The organism is Lewinella sp. LCG006 (genome assembly GCF_040784935.1).
Lineage (GTDB): Bacteria > Bacteroidota > Bacteroidia > Chitinophagales > Saprospiraceae > Lewinella.
The window spans coordinates 797,501-819,875 of record NZ_CP160680.1 but is presented as its reverse complement, the minus strand read 5'-3'; the positions used below and the strand labels follow the sequence as shown (position 1 = coordinate 819,875).

At 47.7% G+C, this 22,375-nt stretch carries 14 protein-coding genes (1 of these 14 only partly in view); 6 read left to right on the top strand and 8 right to left on the bottom strand.

Annotated features, from left to right (window positions below; all coding sequences use genetic code 11):
* Positions 1-71: 71 nt before the first annotated feature.
* The 4 genes from AB0L18_RS02880 to AB0L18_RS02865 form a co-directional block, all read right to left on the bottom strand.
* Positions 72-3,116 carry an efflux RND transporter permease subunit gene (locus AB0L18_RS02880; protein ID WP_367391078.1) on the bottom strand — a complete coding sequence of 1,015 codons (3,045 nt, stop codon included), beginning with the start codon at positions 3,114-3,116 and terminating at the stop codon, positions 72-74.
* 173 nt (positions 3,117-3,289) lie between these two features.
* On the bottom strand, positions 3,290-4,399 hold the full coding sequence (locus AB0L18_RS02875; RefSeq protein ID WP_367391077.1) for an efflux RND transporter periplasmic adaptor subunit: 1,110 nt from the start codon (positions 4,397-4,399) through the stop codon (positions 3,290-3,292).
* 143 nt (positions 4,400-4,542) lie between these two features.
* Positions 4,543-5,913, bottom strand: coding sequence for a TolC family protein (locus AB0L18_RS02870; protein WP_367391076.1), 1,371 nt, complete (start codon positions 5,911-5,913; stop codon positions 4,543-4,545).
* A gap of 99 nt (positions 5,914-6,012) precedes the next feature.
* Positions 6,013-7,209: a hypothetical protein gene (locus AB0L18_RS02865; protein ID WP_367391075.1), complete on the bottom strand. Its 1,197-nt coding sequence runs from the start codon at positions 7,207-7,209 to the stop codon at positions 6,013-6,015.
* 498 nt (positions 7,210-7,707) lie between these two features.
* On the opposite strand from AB0L18_RS02865, the gene AB0L18_RS02860 reads away from it, so the two are divergent.
* Both AB0L18_RS02860 and clpB read left to right on the top strand, forming a co-directional pair.
* Positions 7,708-8,946: a T9SS type A sorting domain-containing protein gene (locus AB0L18_RS02860; RefSeq protein WP_367391074.1), complete on the top strand. Its 1,239-nt coding sequence runs from the start codon at positions 7,708-7,710 to the stop codon at positions 8,944-8,946.
* Between the two features lie 1,280 nt (positions 8,947-10,226).
* A complete protein-coding gene (clpB, locus tag AB0L18_RS02855) occupies positions 10,227-12,851 on the top strand; it encodes an ATP-dependent chaperone ClpB (protein WP_367391073.1) in 2,625 nt (874 codons plus the stop codon).
* A gap of 372 nt (positions 12,852-13,223) precedes the next feature.
* On the opposite strand, the gene AB0L18_RS02850 is transcribed toward clpB, so the two are convergent.
* From AB0L18_RS02850 to AB0L18_RS02840, 3 genes are all read right to left on the bottom strand, one after another.
* On the bottom strand, positions 13,224-13,778 hold the full coding sequence (locus AB0L18_RS02850) for a transposase (protein ID WP_367388546.1): 555 nt from the start codon (positions 13,776-13,778) through the stop codon (positions 13,224-13,226).
* Positions 13,778-14,242: a transposase gene (locus AB0L18_RS02845; RefSeq protein ID WP_367388547.1), complete on the bottom strand. Its 465-nt coding sequence runs from the start codon at positions 14,240-14,242 to the stop codon at positions 13,778-13,780. The genes AB0L18_RS02850 and AB0L18_RS02845 overlap by 1 nt, the downstream gene beginning before the upstream one ends.
* A 334-nt stretch (positions 14,243-14,576) precedes the next feature.
* Positions 14,577-15,770: a M20 family metallopeptidase gene (locus AB0L18_RS02840; protein ID WP_367391072.1), complete on the bottom strand. Its 1,194-nt coding sequence runs from the start codon at positions 15,768-15,770 to the stop codon at positions 14,577-14,579.
* 147 nt (positions 15,771-15,917) lie between these two features.
* Between AB0L18_RS02840 and purH the strand changes: the two genes are divergently transcribed.
* The 4 genes from purH to AB0L18_RS02820 all read left to right on the top strand — a co-directional run bounded on the left by purH (position 15,918) and on the right by AB0L18_RS02820 (position 21,017).
* Positions 15,918-17,444, top strand: a complete 1,527-nt coding sequence (purH, locus tag AB0L18_RS02835) for a bifunctional phosphoribosylaminoimidazolecarboxamide formyltransferase/IMP cyclohydrolase (protein WP_367391071.1) — start codon at positions 15,918-15,920, stop codon at positions 17,442-17,444.
* A gap of 117 nt (positions 17,445-17,561) precedes the next feature.
* Positions 17,562-18,299 (top strand): type III pantothenate kinase, encoded by a 738-nt coding sequence (locus AB0L18_RS02830; RefSeq protein WP_367391070.1) that lies wholly within the window; start codon positions 17,562-17,564, stop codon positions 18,297-18,299.
* Positions 18,280-19,635 (top strand): hypothetical protein, encoded by a 1,356-nt coding sequence (locus AB0L18_RS02825; RefSeq protein WP_367391069.1) that lies wholly within the window; start codon positions 18,280-18,282, stop codon positions 19,633-19,635. Before AB0L18_RS02830 ends, AB0L18_RS02825 begins: the two co-directional genes overlap by 20 nt.
* 2 nt (positions 19,636-19,637) lie before the next feature.
* Complete coding sequence (locus tag AB0L18_RS02820; RefSeq protein ID WP_367391068.1) at positions 19,638-21,017, top strand: hypothetical protein; 1,380 nt, start codon at positions 19,638-19,640, stop codon at positions 21,015-21,017.
* A gap of 300 nt (positions 21,018-21,317) precedes the next feature.
* Here the strand turns inward: AB0L18_RS02820 and AB0L18_RS02815 are convergent, their stop codons facing one another.
* Positions 21,318-22,375, bottom strand: the 3' portion of a protein-coding gene (locus AB0L18_RS02815; protein ID WP_367391067.1) for a hypothetical protein. It continues 775 nt past the right edge of the window; only the last 1,058 of its 1,833 coding nucleotides appear in the window; its start codon lies beyond the right edge, outside the window; it ends in the stop codon at positions 21,318-21,320.

Below are 22,375 nucleotides of genomic sequence, written 5' to 3'. Positions count from 1 at the left end.
TCCCCGAAGAGAGTGTCCTGAAGTAAATGAAATTCTAAAAAAAAACTTACATGTCTTTGGTGCTTGGAAAACTAGTTTGCTACCACCTCTTCGCGGGTGAATAACTGGTAAAGGATGGGGACGATCAGCAAGACCAGGGTGGTTGAGGTAAGGAGTCCGCCAATGATGGTCCAGCCCATAGGTGCCCACAGCGAGCCCCCATTGAGGGTGAGGGGTAAAAGCCCCAGGATAGTGGTGAGGGTGGTGGCCACAATGGGAATGAAACGTACCTGCCCGGCTTGTATGGCGGCTTCTGCAATGGTGGCCCCTTCGGCCCTGACGGAATTGGCGTAGTCGACCAGAACAATGCTGTTGTTGATAGCGATGCCGATGAGGCTGGTGAGACCAATAAAAGCCGTGAAGGAGAAAGAAATACCCGTGAAGAGCAAGGCCAAGATAGAACCGATCATGGCTAAAGGCAAGGCCGTAAGGATGATGAGCGGTTGGGTGAACGACTTGAATTGGATAATGAGTACTCCGATAATAAGCAAGATAGCCAAAAGACTGGCCACCCCCATGCCACCAAAAGAATTGTTGCGGTTGGCCAAATCGCCGAGGTAGGTGTAGGGGTAATCTTTGACCCACTCTTCTTGAACAAGCTGGGCGTCGATGTCGGCAATGACTGCGTCGAGGGTGTAGCCATTTTCGAGGTCGGCGAGGATGGTAGTCACGCGCTGGTTGTCGTAGTGCTCAATCTGGCTGGGGGCTTCTTCGAAGGTGATATTGGCCACCTGCCGGAGAGGGAGGAACTTGCCAGTCATGGTAGGAATGCTCAGACGGTCAAAATCCGAGAGTTGAAAGTTTTCGCCAGCTTCGTAGCGGAGCACGATGTTGTAATCTTCGCCCTCGGTGTCACGAAAAACCCCTACGGCATTGCCATTGACGAAGGAGCGGATGGTTTTGTCGACCGTAAAGAGAGGGACGCCAAAGAGCATGGCTTTGTCTCGGTTGATACTGAAATGAAGATCAGTGCTGTTTTCGCGCAAAGGGTTGGAAACATTGACGGCACCTGGTGTTTGCTTAACGATGCGCTCGACGCGGCGGGCAATGGTTTGCAGCTCCTCGAGGTTGTTGCCTTTGATTTGTATTTCTACAGGAGCTTTACTGGGCGGCCCCTGGACGAATTCTTTTACTTCGATGCGGGCGGCGGTATATTCCCCAAAGCGGGTTCGCAATTCACTGAGCAAGGCATAGAATTCGTCGACCTCATAAGATTTGAGCGTGACGAAAAGCTCTCCGTAGGTATTGCTGTAATTGGTAGGGGCGATGTTGTAATAGATACGTGGATTGCCGTGGCCAACATTGGCAGCATAGTAGTCGACCTGGTCGTATTCCTGGAGCGTTTGTTCGACGTAAGTGACGGCACGGTCGGTAGCATCCAAGTTGGTGCCTTTCGGCAAATTGACGGTGATGCGCATCTGGGGTTTCTCTGCTTTGGGGAAAAAGCTGACCCCCACAAGCGGAAACAGCGCAAGCGCACCCACAAAGCTGAGGCCAGCCAGGCTCAGGGTAGTCCATTTGTTGCGGTTGACCCATTGTAGTGTGCGCGTGTAAGGGCCTTGGATAAAGCTCCCCATGCGCTCGAATAGCCAGCTGTTCTTTTGATTTTCAGGCCTCGCTTTGAGGAAACGGCTGGCAAGGAAAGGCGTGAGCATGATGGCAACCAGGTAAGAGGCCAGCAAGGTGGCAATGACCGTAATGGGTAATGCGGCAATAAAGGCTCCGGTAACATCGGGCATCAGCACGATAGGCACAAAAGCCAATACGGTAGTAAGCGTGGCACTGCCAATGGGCGTCACCAATTGTTGGGTGCCTTCGGCGGCTGCGCGGGCGGGTGTGTAGCCTTTGCCCAGCAGGCGTTCGATGTTTTCGGTAATAGCTATAGAGTTGTCTACCAGTAAACCTAATGCTACGATGAGCCCAGCGATCGACATTTGCTGTAGGGTATAGCCCATGCCATCGACGACGAGCAAGCCGATCATGATACTGAGTGGGATAGCCAGCATGACCAGACTAGCTGAACGCACACCTAGTAATAGAAAAATAATGATTCCTACCAGTAGAATACCCTGCCCGAGATTGCCGATAAAGCCGCTGATACGATCTTGTACGCCCACTGATTGGTCGAAAACATAGGCCACCTGCATGTCACCGGGGAGGGAGTGTGCTGCCAGGGACGTTTTTATGGGCTCACTCACATCAAAAATATTGACTCCTTTTTTCTGGGTGACATTGATGTAAATAGCGCGCTGGCCATTGTATCGTGCGAGCCAGCGCTCGTCTTCGTAGCTGAAATCAACATCAGCGACATCTTTCAAGTAAACCATTTTGCCGTTGTAGACCCCCACTACGGTTTGGCGAATCTGCTCCAGGTCTTCGTAGGCACCAGAGGTTTTGACTGCGAAAAGTTTGTTGGCAACCTTTACGGCACCACCGGGAATATTGGCATTGGTGCCGGCAATGGCGCGTTCGATATCGTCGATGCTCAGGTTGGCCTGGGTCATTTTTACGGGATCCAAAGCCAGGCGTACTTCCTCTTCGGGATAGGCTTCGATTTCTACTTTACGAACCCCGTTGACCGTTTCTATCTTGGTCTTAATGCGCTCTGCTTCCTGAAAAAGTTGGCGGTAGTTGGCTTCGTCGGAGATCAGGGCAATTTGAAATATGTTTACGGTATTGGTATTAATCTGGCGAGCTTCAAGACTGTAAAGATCGTCCGGAAGCACATCCCCCAGTTGGTTGAGCTGACGTTGGATTTGGTCGTACTTATCATCAGCATCAACACCAAATTCAAACTCCACCTCCGTCACTGCCGTCCCGTCGCGGATGACGGTGCGCAACTCCTTGAGGTCATCAAGTTCCTTGATCGCTTCTTCGATAGGATCGACGACCTGGCTCTCAATGTCGTGTGGGTTAGCTCCCGGATAAACCGCAATGATAAGGGTGTTGGGGATATCCAGCACCGGATCTTCCTGCTGGGGCATGCCCAGAAAAGAAGCTAAGCCAGCCAGCAAGAGCATGGCAAAAAGCGTCAGCGTGAGCTGATAATTGCGGATAGAAAACTGAGGAATATTCATTGTAGATAAAATTGTCAAATCTAGAAAAAAGAATAAATACCATAAGTCGGAAGTCGGAAGTGGGAAATCGGAAGTATCAGGTGCACAATGTCAAAGTGACTATCAACCATCAACCATCAACTATCAACTAACAACCCTTACTACTTCCGACTTCTGACTTCCGCTTTCCGACCTCAAAAAGCCTCCACTCGATCACCCTCCTCAATATAGCTGGCACCGGCGGTGATGACCATCTCGCCAGCGGTGAGCCCTTGCTGTAGGAGGAGTTGGTTTTGCTGGAGTTGCTGAATGTTCACTTCCCGGAGGCGGGCCTGCCCTTGGTCGATGACCATCACCTGGCCAATAGCACCATCCGCTTTCAGGAGTCCATCCACCGGGATGCTGATCAGTGAATGACGTTCTTGGGTCTGTATCGTGACGCTGCCGATGAAGCCATTGACGAGTTGCAGCGTCTGCGGGGCAAGCTCAACTTCTACCGCGAAAGTGCCGGTAAAGGGATCTGAAGTGCCTGCCAGTTCGCGCACGAAGCCAAGGAAGGTTACTTCTGGATAAGCATCAAAATGGATGGTAGCGCTGTCGCCCAGGTTCAGGTGAATAATGTCCTTGTCGGTAACGGCCACTTTAAGGACCTGAGCCTCCTGGCGACTGCCAAACAGAAAGACGGGGTTGCCAGGTCCGACCAGCTCATTGGTTTCGGCAAACTGGCGCAGGATAATACCATCTGCTGGCGCGACAATGCTACTGTAACGTAGATTGAATTGGGCAACTTCTACGCCTTGTTGGCGAAAAGCAAGTCCTTTTTCGGCAGCAGCCAACTGGTTTTTAGCATTATTGAGCTGTACTTCTACATTTTCCAATTGCTCCAAGGTTGCTACGCTATCGGCGTAAAGACCAGCAACATTGCGGTAATCGCGTTCAGCCAATTTCAGGGCAAGACGGGCGTTTTCCAACGAGATAGCAGCTTGGTCTTCGCCAAGGTTGGCCTGTTGTTGCTGGGCCTGTATTTCGTCGAGCCTAAGTTCGGCCAAGAGCTGTCCTTTGCGTACTTTTTGCCCTTCTCTCACCAGTACTTTAGCGATGATGCCGCCCGTTTTGAAGCTTAGTTTCGCTTCCGCTGCAGCAGCCAAGGGGCCAGTAGCAAAAACAGTAGGCTGGTAGTTGATTTGCGTAGCAGTGGCTGCGACTACTTTTTTCGCGTCCGCAGTAGGCTGGCGATTTTGCGCCTGTGTCGTACAAGCACTGATCACAATCGCAAGAGCGAGGATGGCTAAGATGTTTTTCATTATTTTTTGATTTTATTTTTTGATTTCAGTGATTCACTAGACTTTGGTGTAGTCTAAATCCCAGTACCCTATACCCTGTACCCAGTACGATGAGATTGTCCTTCGAGTACCATCTTTAAGGAATACAGAAAGGACAATCTTATCTAGTCTCCCACCGCCCATTGCCAATCGGCAAGTTGTTGGAGGTAATTGTAGCGGTTAATGATCAACTGCTGCTCAGCCGTAGTGAGGGTTGTTCGGGCATTGGTAAAAGTGACGAGGTTACTCTGGCCTTGTTCGTAAAGTCGTTTTTGTAAACGAAAGGCTTCCGCTGCGGCTGTTTTTTGCTCTTGAGCCAGCTGAACCTGGGTTTGGGCAGCTTGCAAAGCATAGTATTGATTGATGACCTGGAGGCCGATCTGCTGTTCCGCAGCAGCTTTTTGCTGAAGCAAACGTTGTTGGGCCAGTTGTGCTTCCTGTACTTTGGCAGTAGTAGCTTTGTTGAATAAGGGCACCTGGACCACCAGCGAACCAAGGAAGAAATCATCCTCCCCGGTGAAGCTGTAAGTAGTGCCCTGGATGCCATAATCCGCTTGCAAATTGACGGTAGGGAGCCGGTTGCCGCTGGCCAGTTTTCGGTTTTCTTCGGCAGCAGCGAGGTAGAAATTCAACTGTTCCAATTCTTCCCGTTGCTGCCAGGCTTGCTGTTGGGCGGCTTCCAGGCCTACAATAGCATCTACGGATATGGTAGGCTGCTCTTCGATATAGATGGGAGTCGTATATTCCCTACGCAGGAGGGTATTAAAATAAGCTTGTGCAGATTGTTCTTGTTGTACGGCTACAGCCAATTGTTGCTGTACACTAGCTACTTGGGCTTGGGCCGTATACACATCGGCCGCAGTCACCTGATGATGGGTCTGTAGGCTTTGGGTCGTGCGCAAATTCTCTTCTACCAGCCGTAGCGCATCTTCGTAGATTTTCCGACCGTAATGTGCCTGTGAATACAGATAGTAAGCTTGCTTCACATCACGCTGTAGCTGACGGCGAAATCCAGCTAGCTCACTGCCACTAGCAGCCAGCATGCTTTCTTTGATCTGACGATTGCGGACCATTGAATTGTTGAAAATAGGCATACTCAAACGGACCACCGTTTCCTGTTCCGTAGCGCGGAGGAAATTGATTGACTCATTGTTTATGGTACCGTAATTGGGAAATACGGGGTAAGTAGGATCATTCCCCGAAAGGTGCTGGTTGAGGGCATTGAGATTTTGATAGGCTGGATTGACGAGGTCACCCGCCGGAATATCAATCGTGCGCCCACCTTGGGCCACACTAAAGCGACCATTGATTCCCAGTTGGGGCCAAAACAAAGCTTTGGCTTGTTCCAGTTGGGCTTGGGCTTCCTGGTAGCTAAGGTCCTTCTGGGCTAATTCCAGGTTGTTGTCCAAGGCTATTTGTACGTATTGGTCTAAGGACTGACCGGGTAAATAGGGGAGGAGCACTCCCAGTAATAACAATAGGCTTAAGGCTCTCATAATTCTTCATCTGGTTATGCAGACAAAGATGAGCGTCGTGTTGCAGGCATTCCACTCCAAAAGGCTGAATGGTAGAATGAGCGGGTTGAATGGTATTATTTAAAAGCGTGGATGTTCTCTACTGAAAACATCGAGCAACCACTCTCTTTCCGCTAGTGGCGTCTGCTGCTGGATCTTGATTTTGGTTTTCTCTTTTTTCTTATCGCTGCTCTGCATAAGGATTTGGTGCAGGAGCTGACAAAAATGCTGGCAGTTCTTTTTTACGGCTGAAGATACCCCCTTGAGCCGCGAAAGATAGACGGTGAAGGCACCAAGTGCCGAGAGGCAAGAGTCTATGTTCTCCGTCTCGTAAAAGGTTTTTATCAGGAGGATCTTTGTAATAAGGTGGTAGCGGAAATTGTTAATCTTGATTTTATGTAAATACTCAAAAGTTTGATCAAAGTCTTTTTGTGAAAAAGCAACTTCTGCTAAATTCGAATAAAGGGCATTCTTTTGTGCTTCTACATCCAAAAAAGGATTGTAGGTGTGAATAAAATCTTCCGTCCATTTGTAACGCTCCAACCGGAGTCCAATCTTTATCGCATTACGATAAGTCCACTCGGTCAATAAGCCCCTTTCAAAGAGAATTTTTGTTCTAATGCCTTCTTCGTAAAGACCAAGGCAGATGGTCGCGTAACCTTCATAATCAATATGCATTTGCCTCAAACAGATATTGATAGTCGCGAGGTAAATCGCTCGACATTCCGTCCGCTTAATTTTTAGTTGATGCTGCTGAAGCAGTTGCACCAGCCTATAAAAGTGAGCTTCCTCCTCTTTGTACTTAAAGCAGAGATAAAGTTGATAGTAAAGAGATAATCGAGGACTCATCTCCTTTTTATTAACCAGCAGCAGCTCTATTTGGTCCATTAAGTCATTCTGAAATGAAGGAGCAAACTGAATCACTTGTTGCTGGTTTTGAATTTCTATACCATAGCTCAGTTTGTTGATCAGATAGTATTCATCCAGTCGGTTGATACTCTCCTGCAAGATCATCTCTACTTCAGCAGGTTTACCCGATAATTCTCCCCGCAAGATATTTGCTACTGTATACTGCAACCAGAGTTCGTCATTACCCGGCTTTGGAAGCTGATCAAGTTTATGTTTGAATGATTTAAGATGGGGCTCATAATCCTTGTTACCAATCCTCATCAGGCCCTGAATGATATTGAGCTCTTGTGCGTTGGTATTCTCTTGGTAATATTGCTGCCCCACAAAAGCTTTCAGTAGTTTGTTGAGGTTACTTTTTAAATAACTCAATTCTTTCTGAGTACGTTTTTCCACTGGAAGGACCTGAGGAGGTATTGCGTCCAATGATAATATCTCTTCTGGGAAAAGAGGATGATATGTGGCCAGATAATTTGCGAATTCAAGCAGTTGATGATTTTTGTTGAAATACGGCGATGCGACGAAATCCAAGAAAGAATTCAACTTTTTTTGAGAAAAATACCGTAATAAAGTCAATGTTTTATCCTTTCTCATTTGTTAAGTACTGCCATTTTGGTTGGAAAAAGAAGTTTAATACATTACGATTAATAATAATTTGTATCTTTGAGATAGTTGATTTACAGTAGTTTAAATTATTTAGCTTGTCATGTGGGCTTTGTTTTTTTGATAAAATGGTTGATAATGCTAAAAATATGTAATTTTTTGCTCTTTCCTGTTCCACTATGTTTGCAATACCAAATACGAAAAGAGCTAATTGAGGAATGGCTCTCAAGTGAATTTGAATAGATAACTCCCAAATTTTTAGAAAGGATGAGAAATTTACACATTACTGCCCTTAGGGTAGCGGTCATTTTATTGCTAACAACCCAAATGGTTACAAGCTTGCAGGCTCAGATTCAGCAGGTTTGGCCGGGAGATATTAATGATAACGGCATTGTTAATGGTGTCGACTTGTTGTATCACGGAGTAGCAGAAGGAAATATTGGTCCGGAAAGAACAGAAACGGGCTCAACATGGGAAGGCTATGCACCTGCACCTTCCTGGCAAAATAATTTTTCAGACGGCATCAACTTTAGCAATGCTGATGTGAACGGCCGTGGTATGGTAGAGCAGGGAGATCGTAAGGTATTATGGCGACAGAATTACGGCAATACCCACGGAACAATCAATCCCGATCTTTACAGTATAGGTGATGCAGCATGGGATCCGGTGTTGCAATTGAATGCCAGTAGCAGCAGCCTTGAGGCAGGAGATGTGCTGACTTTAGACCTCAGTTTGGGAGATGCCAGTCGGTCAGTGGAGCATTTTTTTGGGATCACTTTTACCATAAAGTTTGATCCACAATATTTTGCCGATGAGCTGACGGCACCACTTTGGAATCCCAATGTATTCAGCCTGAATTTGTTGCCAAACACCTGGCTCAATGGAAACAATGGCAACGGCGCAGAGGCTTTTATTCAGCTCAACAACGAAGCCGGGGAGATCGAAGTGGTCATCTTGCGCAAAGAACTAGGGGAGACAAATGGACATGGAGATATCGCTTCTATCATGATTATTGTAGAAGATATCGCCTTGCTGGAAGATATAAACACGGGGATTACGGTGGAGAAGATCAAAATGGTAGATCAAAACCTCATTGAATATCCCGTTGCTGGAAGCACTGAGCACATTACGATTTTGGCGAACTCACAGGCACTTACAACAACAAATCATGATGATTTGCCTGAAAATGCCGTCGCCAACAGAGAGCAGACAAATGATGGCAATGAGCTTTTATTTGAGGATACGGTGCCTACAGGCGAAGAAGAAAATTTTGAAATAAATGTCTACCCCAATCCGGTAGTCAACCAATTAACGATAGCCACCAGCGGAGAAAACAATGTGCTGGAAAGCGTACAATTGTTCTCCGCAGCAGGCCAATTGCTGACCAATCAGCAGCCAAAAGAGGCTGAAGAAACCCAGGTGGATATGACCAATTTGCCGAAAGGCAATTACTTCCTCCAACTGACCACCAGCAATGGCACAACGGTAAGACAAGTAACCAAATGATTAATTTTTGACCAATGTTAAGACATATAATTTTTTCATCCTAAAAACTTTTTCATCCTTTAGTTTTCACAGGTGCTCCGCCATTAACCCGTGGGAGTGGGTTGGCGGGCCTTGTACTTCGAGTTTCTATTCATCATCCTTTTTTCAGAGAGTGAATTTTAGGTCTGCAAAACTGTGGGATTTGGACAAGCTCCTTTTCTTGAAGTGGAAAGAGCAACTCCAGATATAGCAACTAGCTACTACTGTCCCCCTTGTTAGTTTTTTTTGGCAGTAGTTGCAACCCTCAAAATGTTGCCACACTTCAACGAAGCAGTGCTGCATGACCTGAAATCACTTTTATTTCCTCCGTCCGGTGTTGTGGTGAGCATACTCCAAAATACCAAATGACTTTTACAGCACCCTGCCCGGACGGGGACAGGAAGGTGGGATTTAAAAAACATCCGCTCTCCTCAAGAAGCATATTTTACGGGGACAATGCGCGCGCTCCTCTCTTTTAAATCTTTTTCTCTCCGGGGCTCCTAACCCCGGATCTTGTGTGTGTTTGAGTATTATGCAAACCTTTTTTATCTTAGGCTAACGTGAACTCTTCATGTTAGCCTGAGTTTTTTTTAGGCAGGTCCCCGCCTGTAGCGGGGCCGGGCTATCCGCTCTTTCCGCTCCTTAGCTAAGGAGCGGAACCGCTACTATCCCTACCTGATTTATTCCCTCTATTCGGCCACGTCTCCCCAGTTGCCATATCCCCCTCTTTGGAGGGGGTGTCACACAGTGACGGGGGAGGAGAGCTCTGGCCACAAGGAGGATATAGCAAATCTCCCGCCTCTGTTTGGCGTCGGTTGCACCTACGCCGCTGCGATAACCCCTCATAATTGACAGAAAAAAATAAAATAACCTGACTTTATGACTGTTCGCTTTAAGCAGGCATGCCACAATGGCACTGTTTGCCCCCCGCTTCCCCCTTGGCATATCCTTTGCAGTTCCATGGATAACGGTACTTCTACTTGAATAGAGTTGTTCTGCTGGGTCAGTTTGGTGGGAACTCTGAGCCAAAGGCGATCAGCGAAGCTAAAATTGATGCATTATCGACCACGCGAAGCCTTTTTTGAGGAGCCTAGCCGTAGCTAAGCGACTTAAAAAAGGCACAGTGTGGGAAGATAAGGCGCGATTTGTCCCCGAAATGATCCCAGCAGAACAACTCTAATAATTCAGTAGTAACACCTTGTATTAATTAAACGTATTTTTTGGACTTTTTGAGGAAGTCCAAAAGTCCAAATAACAATAACATGCATTTGAATAATTTCACTATCAAAAGCCAGGAGGCGGTCCAGCGGGCCCAACAACTGGCCATGGAGGGCAACAACCCCAGTATTGAAGTTGGCCATCTGCTCCAGGGCATATTGGAGGTCGACGAAAATGTCACTCCCTTTGTACTCAAAAAGCTGGGCGTCAATTTTACTGCGGTAAAGAGCGCTACCGAAAGCATCGTATCCTCTTACCCCAAACAAACCGGTAGCAGTGGTCAGCAATACCTGGCCCGCACTACCAATGAAGTACTACAGAAAGCCAACACTTACCTGAAGACTTTTCAGGATGAGTACGTGGCGCTGGAGCATATCCTCCTTGCTATCGTGGCCGTCAAAGACAGCGTCGGGCAGATGCTCAAGGACAGCGGTGTGACCGAAAAGGGCCTCATTGCCGCCATCGAGGACCTGCGCAAAGGTCAGCGTGTAACGACCAACAGCGCAGAAGGTGCCTACAACGCCCTCAATAAGTACGCCATCAACCTCAACGAGCGTGCCCGCAGCGGCAAGCTGGATCCAGTCATTGGTCGGGACGAAGAAATCCGTCGTGTACTCCACATCCTGGCACGCCGGACCAAGAACAACCCCATCCTCATCGGTCAGCCCGGTGTTGGTAAGACGGCCATCGTAGAAGGCCTCGCCCACCGGATCATCAACGGAGATGTACCCGAGGATCTGCGCGATAAAGATATCTACACCCTCGATATGGGCGCACTGATTGCTGGTGCCAAGTACCAGGGGGAATTCGAGGAACGCCTCAAAGCTGTGATCAACGAGGTCACCCAGGCCGATGGGCAGATTTTTCTCTTCATCGACGAGATTCACATCCTGGTCGGTGCTGGTCAAACCCAGGGCGCAATGGATGCTGCCAATATCCTCAAACCAGCCCTGGCACGGGGAGAACTCCGGACCATCGGTGCTACGACCTTGGACGAATACCAAAAGTATTTCGAAAAAGACAAGGCCCTCGAACGACGTTTCCAGACCGTCATGGTCGGTGAGCCTTCCGAAGAGGATGCCATCTCTATCCTGCGAGGTCTGAAGGAGCGCTACGAAACGCACCACAAGATCAACATCAAGGACGAAGCGGTCGTCGCGGCGGTACAACTGTCAAACCGTTACATCGCGGATCGTTTCTTGCCGGATAAGGCCATCGACTTGATCGATGAAGCCGCCGCCCGCTTGCGCCTGGAAATGAACTCCATGCCCGAAGAACTCGACGAGACCGAGCGTAGAATCCGCCAGCTCGAAATCGAGCGAGAAGCCATGAAGCGCGAAAACGATCTCGTGAAAATCGGCAGAATCAATGAGGACCTGGCCAATCTGGAGGAAGAACGTAACGCCCTCAAAGCCCAGTGGGAAAGCGAGCGCGAAGTAGTACTTGGTATTCAGCAGGCCAAAGAGGAAATGGAACAACTGAAGCTAGCTGCCAATCGCGCCGAACGCGAAGGCAATTACGCGGAAGCAGCCGAAATTCGCTACGGAAAAGTACCTGAGGTACAGGCCCAGTTGGAGGCTTTCAACGCTCAATTACAGGAAATGCAGGCCGACAATAAGATGTTGGTCAAAGAAGAAGTGGAAGCAGAGGATGTCGCCGAAATTGTCAGCCGCTGGACGGGTATTCCCGTAACACGGATGCTCCAAAGCGAACGCGAAAAACTGCTCCACCTGGAAGATGATCTGCATCATCGCGTGATCGGACAAGATGAAGCAGTAGAAGCGGTTGCCGATGCGATTCGCCTCAATCGTACGGGCCTCAGCAGTCAAGCCAAGCCGATCGGCTCTTTCTTATTCCTCGGTACCACCGGGGTGGGTAAGACCGAGTTGGCCAAAGCCCTGGCGGAGTACCTCTTCGATGACGAAGACTTGATGACGCGGATAGATATGAGTGAATACCAGGAACGCCACGCCGTGAGCCGACTGGTAGGAGCGCCTCCGGGCTACGTAGGCTACGACGAAGGTGGCCAACTGACGGAAGCCGTTCGGCGCAAGCCCTACTCTGTCGTGCTACTGGATGAGATCGAAAAAGCCCACCCTGATGTCTTCAATATCCTCTTGCAGGTTCTGGACGACGGGCGGCTCACCGATAGCAAAGGCCGGGTGGTCAACTTCAAGAATACCATCATTATCATGACTTCCAACATCGGTTCCGACATCATCCGCGACAATTTCGAGCGCATGGTCGAAGGCGAAGAAGAGGAGATGATTGACAAAACCCGGAACCTCTTGTTTGACCTGCTGAAAAAGTCGGTTCGCCCCGAGTTTCTCAACCGGATTGATGAGATCATCATGTTCCGCCCGTTGTCGAGGAGAGACATTCGCGGTATCGTCAAGCTGCAGTTGGATAACCTCAAAGCTACCCTCTCTGAGCAGGGTATCTCGATGACGATCACCTCTCACGCCATGGACTGGCTCGCCGACGAAGGCTACAACCCCGAGTTCGGTGCTCGCCCCCTCAAGCGTGTGATTCAGAAGCGGGTGCTGAAGCAGCTTTCCAAGCAGTTGCTCGCCAACAGCGTGCAGCCCGGTCAGCACCTCGTACTCGATGTTTTTGACGATGTGGTGGTCTTCCGCCAAGCCATCAAAAAAGAAGAGACGGTCGCTTAATCTCATAGGTATACCGCCTATGTCATCATACTATCCCGATTCCTCGCTTGAGGTTTCGGGATTTTTTTTGGCATGTAAGGCGAATGGGGTCTTGCCGGTCCCCGTCATTTATGGCGGATAATCCCCATTACCCTCAGCTAGAACAGCCAACCTTTACACCCTTTAGATAGCTGGAAATTCCGACTTTGCTATAGGCATCTGATGTACGACAGGATGATATCCCATATTTAAAAGACACAAAGATGCCTATCTTGTTATACTTCCAAATTTAACGAAAGGCTACTCCTAAAATGCGACCCTGTCCGGCAAGCCTTGGCCAGACGGGCTCTCCGAGGTCTTCACAAGTACCTCGGTAGGTAAGTACGTAAAAAATTAATATTCCATTATTTTGACATCGGAATGCCTAAAAGCCGCACGGATTCTATCTGGCATCATCGCTAAGTATTCCAGCCCAGCCTCTACCGTTTTGTGAAGCTGGCTCTTAGTTTTGCACCAGCGGTGCTTTAGGAATTCCGATTTCAAGAAGTTCCAAACCTGTTCGTCAGGGTTGTACTGGGGGCAGTATACAGGGGTTGAATAGAGTTGTAAGCGATTACGTGCTTGTGAATCTGATCGTAAAAAATGTTTTAGCTCTTTACTCTTGTGGATACTTGCATTGTCCCAAATGATATTGAGTTGACCTTCCATTTTGTTCAGGCAAAGTTTTAAAAAAGCGATGATCTGCTTCGTGCTAATAGCAGTGCGGTAAACCTCACTAAACAACTCTCCTCGTGGTGTTATGCCGCTAATGGCATAAACTCTTTCAGTTACACTGTTTACTTCCTTGAGTACCGGACTATGTCCAATCAATTCATAGACTTTAGTAGAACTAGAGGCACTACAAAAGCTGCTCTCATCTACAAAAACGATGTTTTGATCTGGCTCCATTAGTTTTTTTTTAGCTCCGGGATTACTTCTGTTTCGTAATAAGCTATTTGTTCAGAACGCTGTCTAGTGTCTTTGACTTGAGGCTGCTTAAGACTGTAACCTAGTCTGGTCATTAACCTACTAATATGAGGAAGGCTATAATCTACTTGGAAACGAACACTTATAAAGGATTGAATCCTCATCCGAGTCCAACCATCGCTTGGAAAACCATTGGCCTTAGCTCCTTTGGCTAGCAACCTCTTCAATTCTTGTCGCTGATGACGTTTAAGCTTTGCTGGTCTACCACTAGGCTTGCCTACTTTGTAGTTTTCTACACCATTCGCGGATTTGATTTTGGCAAGCGTATGGCTTATTCCTGCCTGGGTATAACCCGTCGCAAGGGCAATATCTTTTTGTGTTAATCCCTGTTCCGCAAGGCGATAAATGATTTTGTGAATATGTTCTTTGTGCTCAGTAGCTGTCACGACTTAAGTATTTGGTACACAAGAATATACAAAATATATTTGTACTTACCTAGAGAGGTACCATATTGGTAGTTTTACCCCATCTTAAAACTAATCCGACCTCGGATGAGGTCGAACAAGTAGCTCTCAGTTGCCGGGATAAAAGGAATAGAAGCAACTTCAATTTCACCAATTCAAAGTTTTCAGCGTGCAAAAAATGGGTGACATTATATCGTTTTAAGCACAGGAATCATCCTGTCGTACATCACATCCCTTCGGGGCCGACCTCCTCCCGACACCTCGGGATCCGACTTAAAAACGCTTTAACCTTTACACCTTTACACCTTTCCAACCCTTACACCTTCGAACCCAACTCCCGCATCGCCAACCAAGCCATCAAACCCGTGCTGTGCAAGAGGCATTCTTCATCCACATCAAAAGTATTGGTGTGAACAGGAGAGGTGATACCTCGCGCAGGATTCCCTGTGCCTAGGCGATAAAAACAAGCGGGAATCTCCTGAGAGTAATAAGAAAAATCTTCGCTGGTCATGCGGATGGGGAGTTCTACCACATTTTCTTGGCCCATGTACGCTCGGGCATACTCCGTTGCGCGGGCGGTAAGCGCTTCGTCATTGTGTAAAAAGGGATAACCGTGAATAAGATCCAGTTGCGCCGAGCCCCCCATGGCCTTGGCAATACCATCGGCTATCTCCTGGATGCGCCGCAGCGCGTGGGCTCGCCATTGTTCGTCCATTGTGCGGAAGGTGCCTTTCAGTTTTACTTCGTTGGGGATGATGTTGGTGGCCCCTCCGGTGGAGGCAATCTGCCCGAAGGTGAGTACGGAGGGGAGGATAGGGTCACCTTCCCGGCTTACCAAGGTTTGCAAGGCGGTAATGATCTGCGCAGTAATGACAATCGGATCGACCGTGTTTTGGGGTAAAGCCCCGTGGCCGCCTCGTCCGGTGACCGTCAGGTAAAGTTCATCAGCAGAAGCCATGTACAAACCAGGCCGAATACCAATCTTGCCAACTTCCAGCGGCGGGTGCACGTGCTGCCCGAAGATGTGAGCAGGAGCCGGGTTTTTCAACACCCCGTCTTTAATCATAATACTCGCTCCACCGGGTGCTTTTTCTTCGCCCGGCTGAAAGATAAGCTTGATGGTTCCGGCAAATTCCTTGCGTAAATCCCAGAGGATTTTAGCGGTTCCCAGTAAGCTGGAACTGTGCACATCGTGCCCGCAGGCATGCATAATGCCTTCGTTTTGAGAACAATAACTGACCTTGTTTTTTTCAGATATAGGTAGTGCGTCAATGTCTGCACGCAATGCTATCACGGGGCCAGTACCTTTACCACCTTCTATAAGTGCTACCACACCAGTTCCCGAAAAAGGATATTGATGAGGAATGCCCCAGGCTTGAAGCCGCCCTGCAATATATTTTCCCGTTTCGTATTCCTCAAAGGAAAGTTCTGGGTAGGTGTGCAGGTGCCGCCGAATGTCAATCACTTCTTTGTGTAGTAGTGCCGCTTTATCTTTTATCGCTTCTAACATAGCTGAATATTTATCGCAAGATCAGAATTTCCCTATAAAGTAGGTGGCTTCAGCTTGTAAAAGGGAAACTATGTTACGATGTGGTTGAAAAAACCTCTTCCAATTAACTACCTTTGCGCTTTCTTTTTAAAACAAGGCACTTCATTCATGTCAGCTATTAAAATTCGCTCCGCACTCATTTCAGTTTACCACAAAGATGGACTCGACGAAATTGTGCAAGAGTTACACCGCCAAGGGGTACAAATTTACTCTACAGGGGGGACGCAGAAATTCATCGCTCAGCTGGACATTCCAGTTACTGCGGTAGAGGACATTACTTCCTATCCTTCGATTCTCGATGGGCGGGTGAAGACTTTGCATCCAGCAGTATTCGGGGGCATTTTGGCCCGCCGTGAGCCCGATCACCTGGAGCAGCTTAAGGAATACAATCTTCCAGAAATTGACTTGGTCATCGTCGATCTTTACCCTTTTGAAGAGACCGTAGCGACTACCAATGAAGAGTCCGCGATTATTGAGAAAATTGATATTGGTGGCATCTCGTTAATTCGGGCAGCAGCCAAGAATTACAAAGACGTAGTGGTTGTTCCTTCCAGAGCAGAATACGGCTTGTTTCTAGAGATGCTCAAAGAAAAAGAAGGCAACTTGGATTTGACCGATCGCCGTGAATTAGCGCGTCGGGCATTCAAGATCTCTTCGAATTACGATATTGCCATCTTCAACTACTTCAACGAAGGCACGACCGATATCGCCTTCAAGTACAGTATTCACCGGTCTGATATCCTCCGCTACGGCGAGAATCCTCACCAATCAGGTGTGTTCTTCGGTGATTTCGATGCCGTATTCGATAAGCTCAATGGTAAAGATATTTCCTACAACAACCTGGTAGATATCGACGCTGCTGTACAAATCATGCGGGAGCTGAGAGTCGGAGACCCGGCTTTTGCCATCCTGAAGCATACCAATACTTGTGGTCTTGCCGTGCGTACTACGCTCAAAGAGGCTTGGGATGCAGCACTGGAATGCGATAACGTCTCGGCCTTCGGAGGCATCTTTATTTGTAATACCAGCGTGGATTTGGCCACTGCCGAAGCCATCAACGAGTTGTTCTACGAAGTATTGATCGCCCCTGATTTCAATGAAGATGCTTTGTCCTTGTTGAAAAGTAAAAAGAATCGTATTCTGCTCAAATTGAAGGACTATGCGATTGGTAGTCGCTCTTTCCGTTCTTTGCTGAATGGGGTAGTTGAGCAGGACACTGATATGCGCCAGGAAACCATTGCCGACCTGGACACGGTAACGGCAGTAGCACCTACCCCGGAACAGGTAAGTGACCTTTTGTTTGCCAGTATTGCCGTCAAACACCTCAAGTCGAACGCGATTGCCTTGGTTAAAAACAAGCAGTTGATCGGTATGGGTTGTGGCCAGCCTTCCCGGGTGGATGCCCTCAAGCAAGCCATTGCTAAAGCGAAAGCTTTTGGCTTTAACCTGGACGGTGCGGTCATGGCTTCCGATGCCTTTTTCCCTTTCCCGGATTGTGTGGAAATTGCCGATGGAGAAGGTATCAAAGCGGTCATTCAACCAGGCGGATCCATCAAAGACAAAGACAGTATTGCTTATTGTGATGCACATGGGATGGCCATGGTGATGACAGGGCACCGTCATTTTAAACATTAACAGTACCTTAAGTTACCCCGCCTCCAGTGTGGGCGTCATAATGAACGAATACGACGTTATAAAACGGCCTGGATAAGTTCGGGAACGGATAAATGTCGGGCAAATAACGAAGCGTTTATGCGCAATTTGGTCATTGACATAGGAAATACCCGCGTAAAATACGGCATCTTTCACCAGAATGATTTGGTAGAAGAACAGCTTGACGCAACGGTAAGACTGGAAGATATTTCCCGTTTGGCAACCAACCACCGGGTTCAAAATATCATCTATTCAAGCGTGGCTGAATTTTGGCCCCAGGAATGGACTGTTTTGCTGGAGCAAAATTACCGGGTTTGGGGACTTAGTGAACAAACGGCCCTGCCCTTTGTCAATAGCTACGCCACACCGGCTACCCTCGGTAAAGACCGATTAGCAGCTGTGGCGGGTGCACAGTATCATTACCCTGGCAGTAGTTGTTTGGTGATTGATGCTGGAACCTGTGTGACAATGGACTTACTTCGGGCAGATGCCACCTATTTGGGAGGCAATATCTCTCCAGGAGTAAGAATGCGACTAAGAGCAATGCACGCGTTTACCGCTCGGCTCCCATTGGTAGAACCGGCGAAAACGGATCAATTGTGGGGCACGAGCACTACGACCGCGCTACAAAATGGCGGCGGACTAGGAGTAGCGCTGGAAATAGAAGCATTGATTGCACGTTTGAAGCAGCAATGGCCAGAATTGAAAGTCTTACTAACTGGTGGAGACGCCAGTTTTTTGGCGAATAGCATAGAATGCGAGATATTTGTGCATTCAAATTTAGTCCTTTACGGGCTACACAAAATTTTAACTTATAATGTCGAACATTTGGCATAAAATTTTTACGGTACTTCTTCTCACCTTGATCACACAAAGTGCGTGGAGCCAGGTGCAGAACAGTAATATTAGTCCTAAGATAAATTCGCCTTTGTCGCGGTTTGCTTTAGGAGATTTTGTGCCGCAGTATTTTTCGGCAGCGGCTGGAATGGGAGGGCTTGGTGCCGGTTGGCAGGATCCCTACCAACTCAACATACTCAACCCCGCTTCTTTGGCCAGCTTGCAATCTACTGCCTTCGAAGGAGGGCTGTACGCGAAGCGCTCTAAATTGAGCAGCGGTAGTGTGGAAGACGTTACTTGGGGTGGCAATCTTCAGTATCTTTCCCTAGGTTTCCCTCTGCGGAATGCGATTAACCAAGCCTTAGATCGCAAAAGCAACGATTGGAATGCAGGCATGAGTGTCACGCTGATCCCTCAAACGCAAGTAGGCTACGATATCCGTCTGATTGATACCCTTACGCCAGGCGTAGAGATCAGTACCAACACGCTAAAAGGATCAGGTGGTACGACAAAGTTGCGGTGGGGAACGGGATTTCGCTATGAGCAACTTTCAGTAGGTGCGGAGGTCGGGTTCCTTTTCGGTAACCTTATCAATAGCCGCTTGGTAGATTTCGACTCCTTGGCTGGTTCTTTGAATACAGAATTTCAGGATGAAATTAGCTTTCGCGGAACAAGTTGGACCTTTGGTGCCCAGTATGCCTTCCTCTTCAAAGAGGGTAACAAAGCTGGTGAAAAAGTACCTAACGGCAAAAGAGTAGTTCTTGGAGCTACTTTGAGTAACGAAGCCGACTACACCATGGAAGGCACTCAGTTTACTCGCCGGTACCTTACTTCTGTCGTGTCGGATACTATCTTTCGGGACGAAAACATAACGGGTAAAGGAGTTTTACCTGCTTCTTATTCCTTAGGTGTGCATTTTCACGATTTAAATCGTCTCAATATCGGTGTTGAGTATGGTGCCACTGCTTGGAGTAATTATCGCAATGAACTGAAAGATGAACAGTTACTCGATAACTATTACGTAGCAGTAGGAGGGGAGTATATCCCTAATTTTAACTCTTACAATCACTACTGGGAAAAAATCCGCTACCGTGCAGGATTCCGTTATGGTACCGATCCGCGTACCCTCGATGGGCAGCAGGTAGAAGGATATTCAGTAACGCTCGGACTGGGTTTTCCGGTTATCCTACCCCGCCAACAAGTGTCCTTCATCAATACTGCGGTAGAGATAGGGCGGGCCGGTGTTGACGGAGTATTAGAAGAAAGTTTTGTGAGGCTTAATTTAGGCTTCACGCTGAATGATAATTCGTGGTTCTTTAAACGCAAATTCAATTAAGTATGACAATTCAAAAAAATCTGGCTATTCTGTTGGCTATCCTATTTTTAGGAAGCACTTCGCTCTCTGCGCAGTGTACCAACTGGGAAGAAATCGCCAATAAAGGAGAAGCAGAGGATGCTCACGTGGTGTATCGTCCCTATTTGAAAGAAAAAACAGAAGCTGACGTTCAAGCCTTGGCAGAATCTGATTTTAATCTTGCTTTTACCAATTGGCAAAAAGCTTACACCTTGGCACCTGCCGCTGATGGTCAACGGCCTACGCATTACATTGACGGTATTCTGCTTTACAAAGCAAAAATTGCCAAAACAGAAGATACGGAGCAAAAAGCCGAGTACGCAAAGACCATCATGAAGCTCTACGATGAGTACCTGGAGTGTTACCCTGGTGACCGCAAGCTCATCCTTGGTCGTAAGGCTTTCGATATGTTCTATTCTTATGGCTATGGCTATACATTGGAAACATTGGAAGCATTGCAAACAGCAATGGAAGCAGCCGGTAACGAGTCAGAATATATCCTTTTGGATCCTCTTGGTCTGACCCTCGTATACCTCTACAAAGATGGTCAAATAGACAAAGCCACCGTTCGTGATCTTTACACCAAAGCAGTTGCGTTCGCTGATCATAACATCGAGAACGACCACTACTACAAGGATTACTACGTGTCTGGCAAAGCCAATATGGATGCTAATATCGCAGAAATCGCTTCGGAAGTATTCGATTGTGATTACTTCAAGCAAGACCTTCTTCCTTCAGTGGAAGAACACAAGGAAGATTGGGAAACCATCAACTACATCTGGCAGAAGCTGATGGCTCAAGGTTGTGACGAAGCAGATCCTGAACTTGCAGAGCTGAAGGGGATTTATGAAACCCTGGTTTTTCAGGAGCGCATGAAAGATCCTTGTTATGCTGGTACTTACTACCAAACAGAAGGAGATTACGATAAAGCATTGGCTAGCTACCAAGAGTGTATTAACACCACGGAAGACAATGAAGTCAAAGCTCAGGTACTCTATTCAATGGCGCATATCCTCACCTGGCAGAAAGGCCAGTATGGGGAAGGTAATGCCAAAGCTCGTGAAGCTGCCAGCCTGAAAGGAGGTTGGGGTAAGCCTTACATTCTGATGGGTGATATCATCTCTAAGCGCGCAACGGCTTGTGACGACTGGAACCGCCGCCTGGCCGCCATTGCTGCTATTGATAAGTACAGCTATGCGCGTTCTATCGATTCAGAAGTTGCCGGTGATGCCAGCTCGCGGATCAGCCGCCTGACCGCCTCACTTCCTGGTCGTGAGGATGGCTTTATGCGTAAAGTTAGCGAAGGCCAAAGTGTAACGGTAAGCTGTATCGGCGAAACCGTGAAAGTACGCTTCCGCGATTAAACATAAGGCTAAGGGGTCGGCGAAGAATAAGTTGTCCTTTTCAGGCGAGCCATCTTGCCGCCAGACGAGGCGCGAGGAGGGCGCGTAGCCCAGTTACGCAACCGACGAAGTAACGAAGTATGGCGGCAAGAGGGCCGCATCAAATGGGGAAGTTATTCTTCGCCGACCCCTTAGGCCTGATTGATTTATTCAATCTCTACAACGGGTGATTTTGTACGAACAGTGTACAAAATCACCCGCTTTTTATTTACCCCCACCCAACCCTTACACTTTTACACCATCTAACCAACCAACCAATCATCATTCCTTCAACTCCCTGATCCGTTGCAATAACAACCACCGTTGTTCCTCGCTGAAAAATTCAATACGATTTTCAAGGACATTCTCTTCAATGGTTTTTAGGATATTATTGGCGGCTTCGTTTGCCTTACATTGGCGAAACATAGGGACAAAGGCTATCCATTGTCCATCCCACGGACGAATACGATTGGGGTACCAAAGAGGTAATTGATTGGCAAACTGTCGGGCTTGTTCTAGCTTGCCAGCGGTAATTAGCACCTTAAGTAGTTCTTCGGCACTTTTAACTTGATGTTGATAAAAAGGGAGTTTGTCGAAGAGGCTAATGTAGGTGGTGGTATCGTATTCCATAACTTCCTGCCACAACAGGAGCGTAGTGTCGGTATGGTAATAAACACCAGCATTAAGATCATTGTCATCCAGCTGGTCTGGCACCACCTGATAAACCCATCCATTCCAGGCCAGGTGTTTTTGCCAGGGTAGTAATTCATTGGTAAGTACTGTTGGTAGAAAGCAAAGCGGCCGTTCCCATTGGTTTGCAACTAATAAATCAAGTAGAAAATATCCGCCAGAGAATTGATAGCCTCTGTTGATAAATGGCTGCCAATAGGCAAAGGTGTTCTTGTTGTCTGGATGAAGGTAATTTATACTTTCCGGAAGCTCAATCGCAATTTGTTCTGATGGAATGGGCAAAGTCCAGGTGTTGCCACTGATGTAATAACTGTCTTCTCGCGACATCAGATTTAATAACTGTTGATAGGTCATTGCACTATCTGATAGATTCACACTTTTTGCCCAAATTTTAATGGGCAATTGGGAGTAGTAGGGAGGTAAGTTGCTCTTGAGTTCGGTTGCTCCAAGTGGGCCAGCGAGGAGCATCTTGTTGTAGCGATCAACGGCCATCAAAGAAGTATTAGCAACTATTACATCGGTCCGAATGCCCTCGGTCGCTTGCACATATAATAAGGTGTAGGTGTCCGAATCCCCATAAGCGCAAACAATAGCATCTTTAGGACAAGAACGCAAATAGTTACGAGCATTGGTTAAGAAATAAGGCTCGT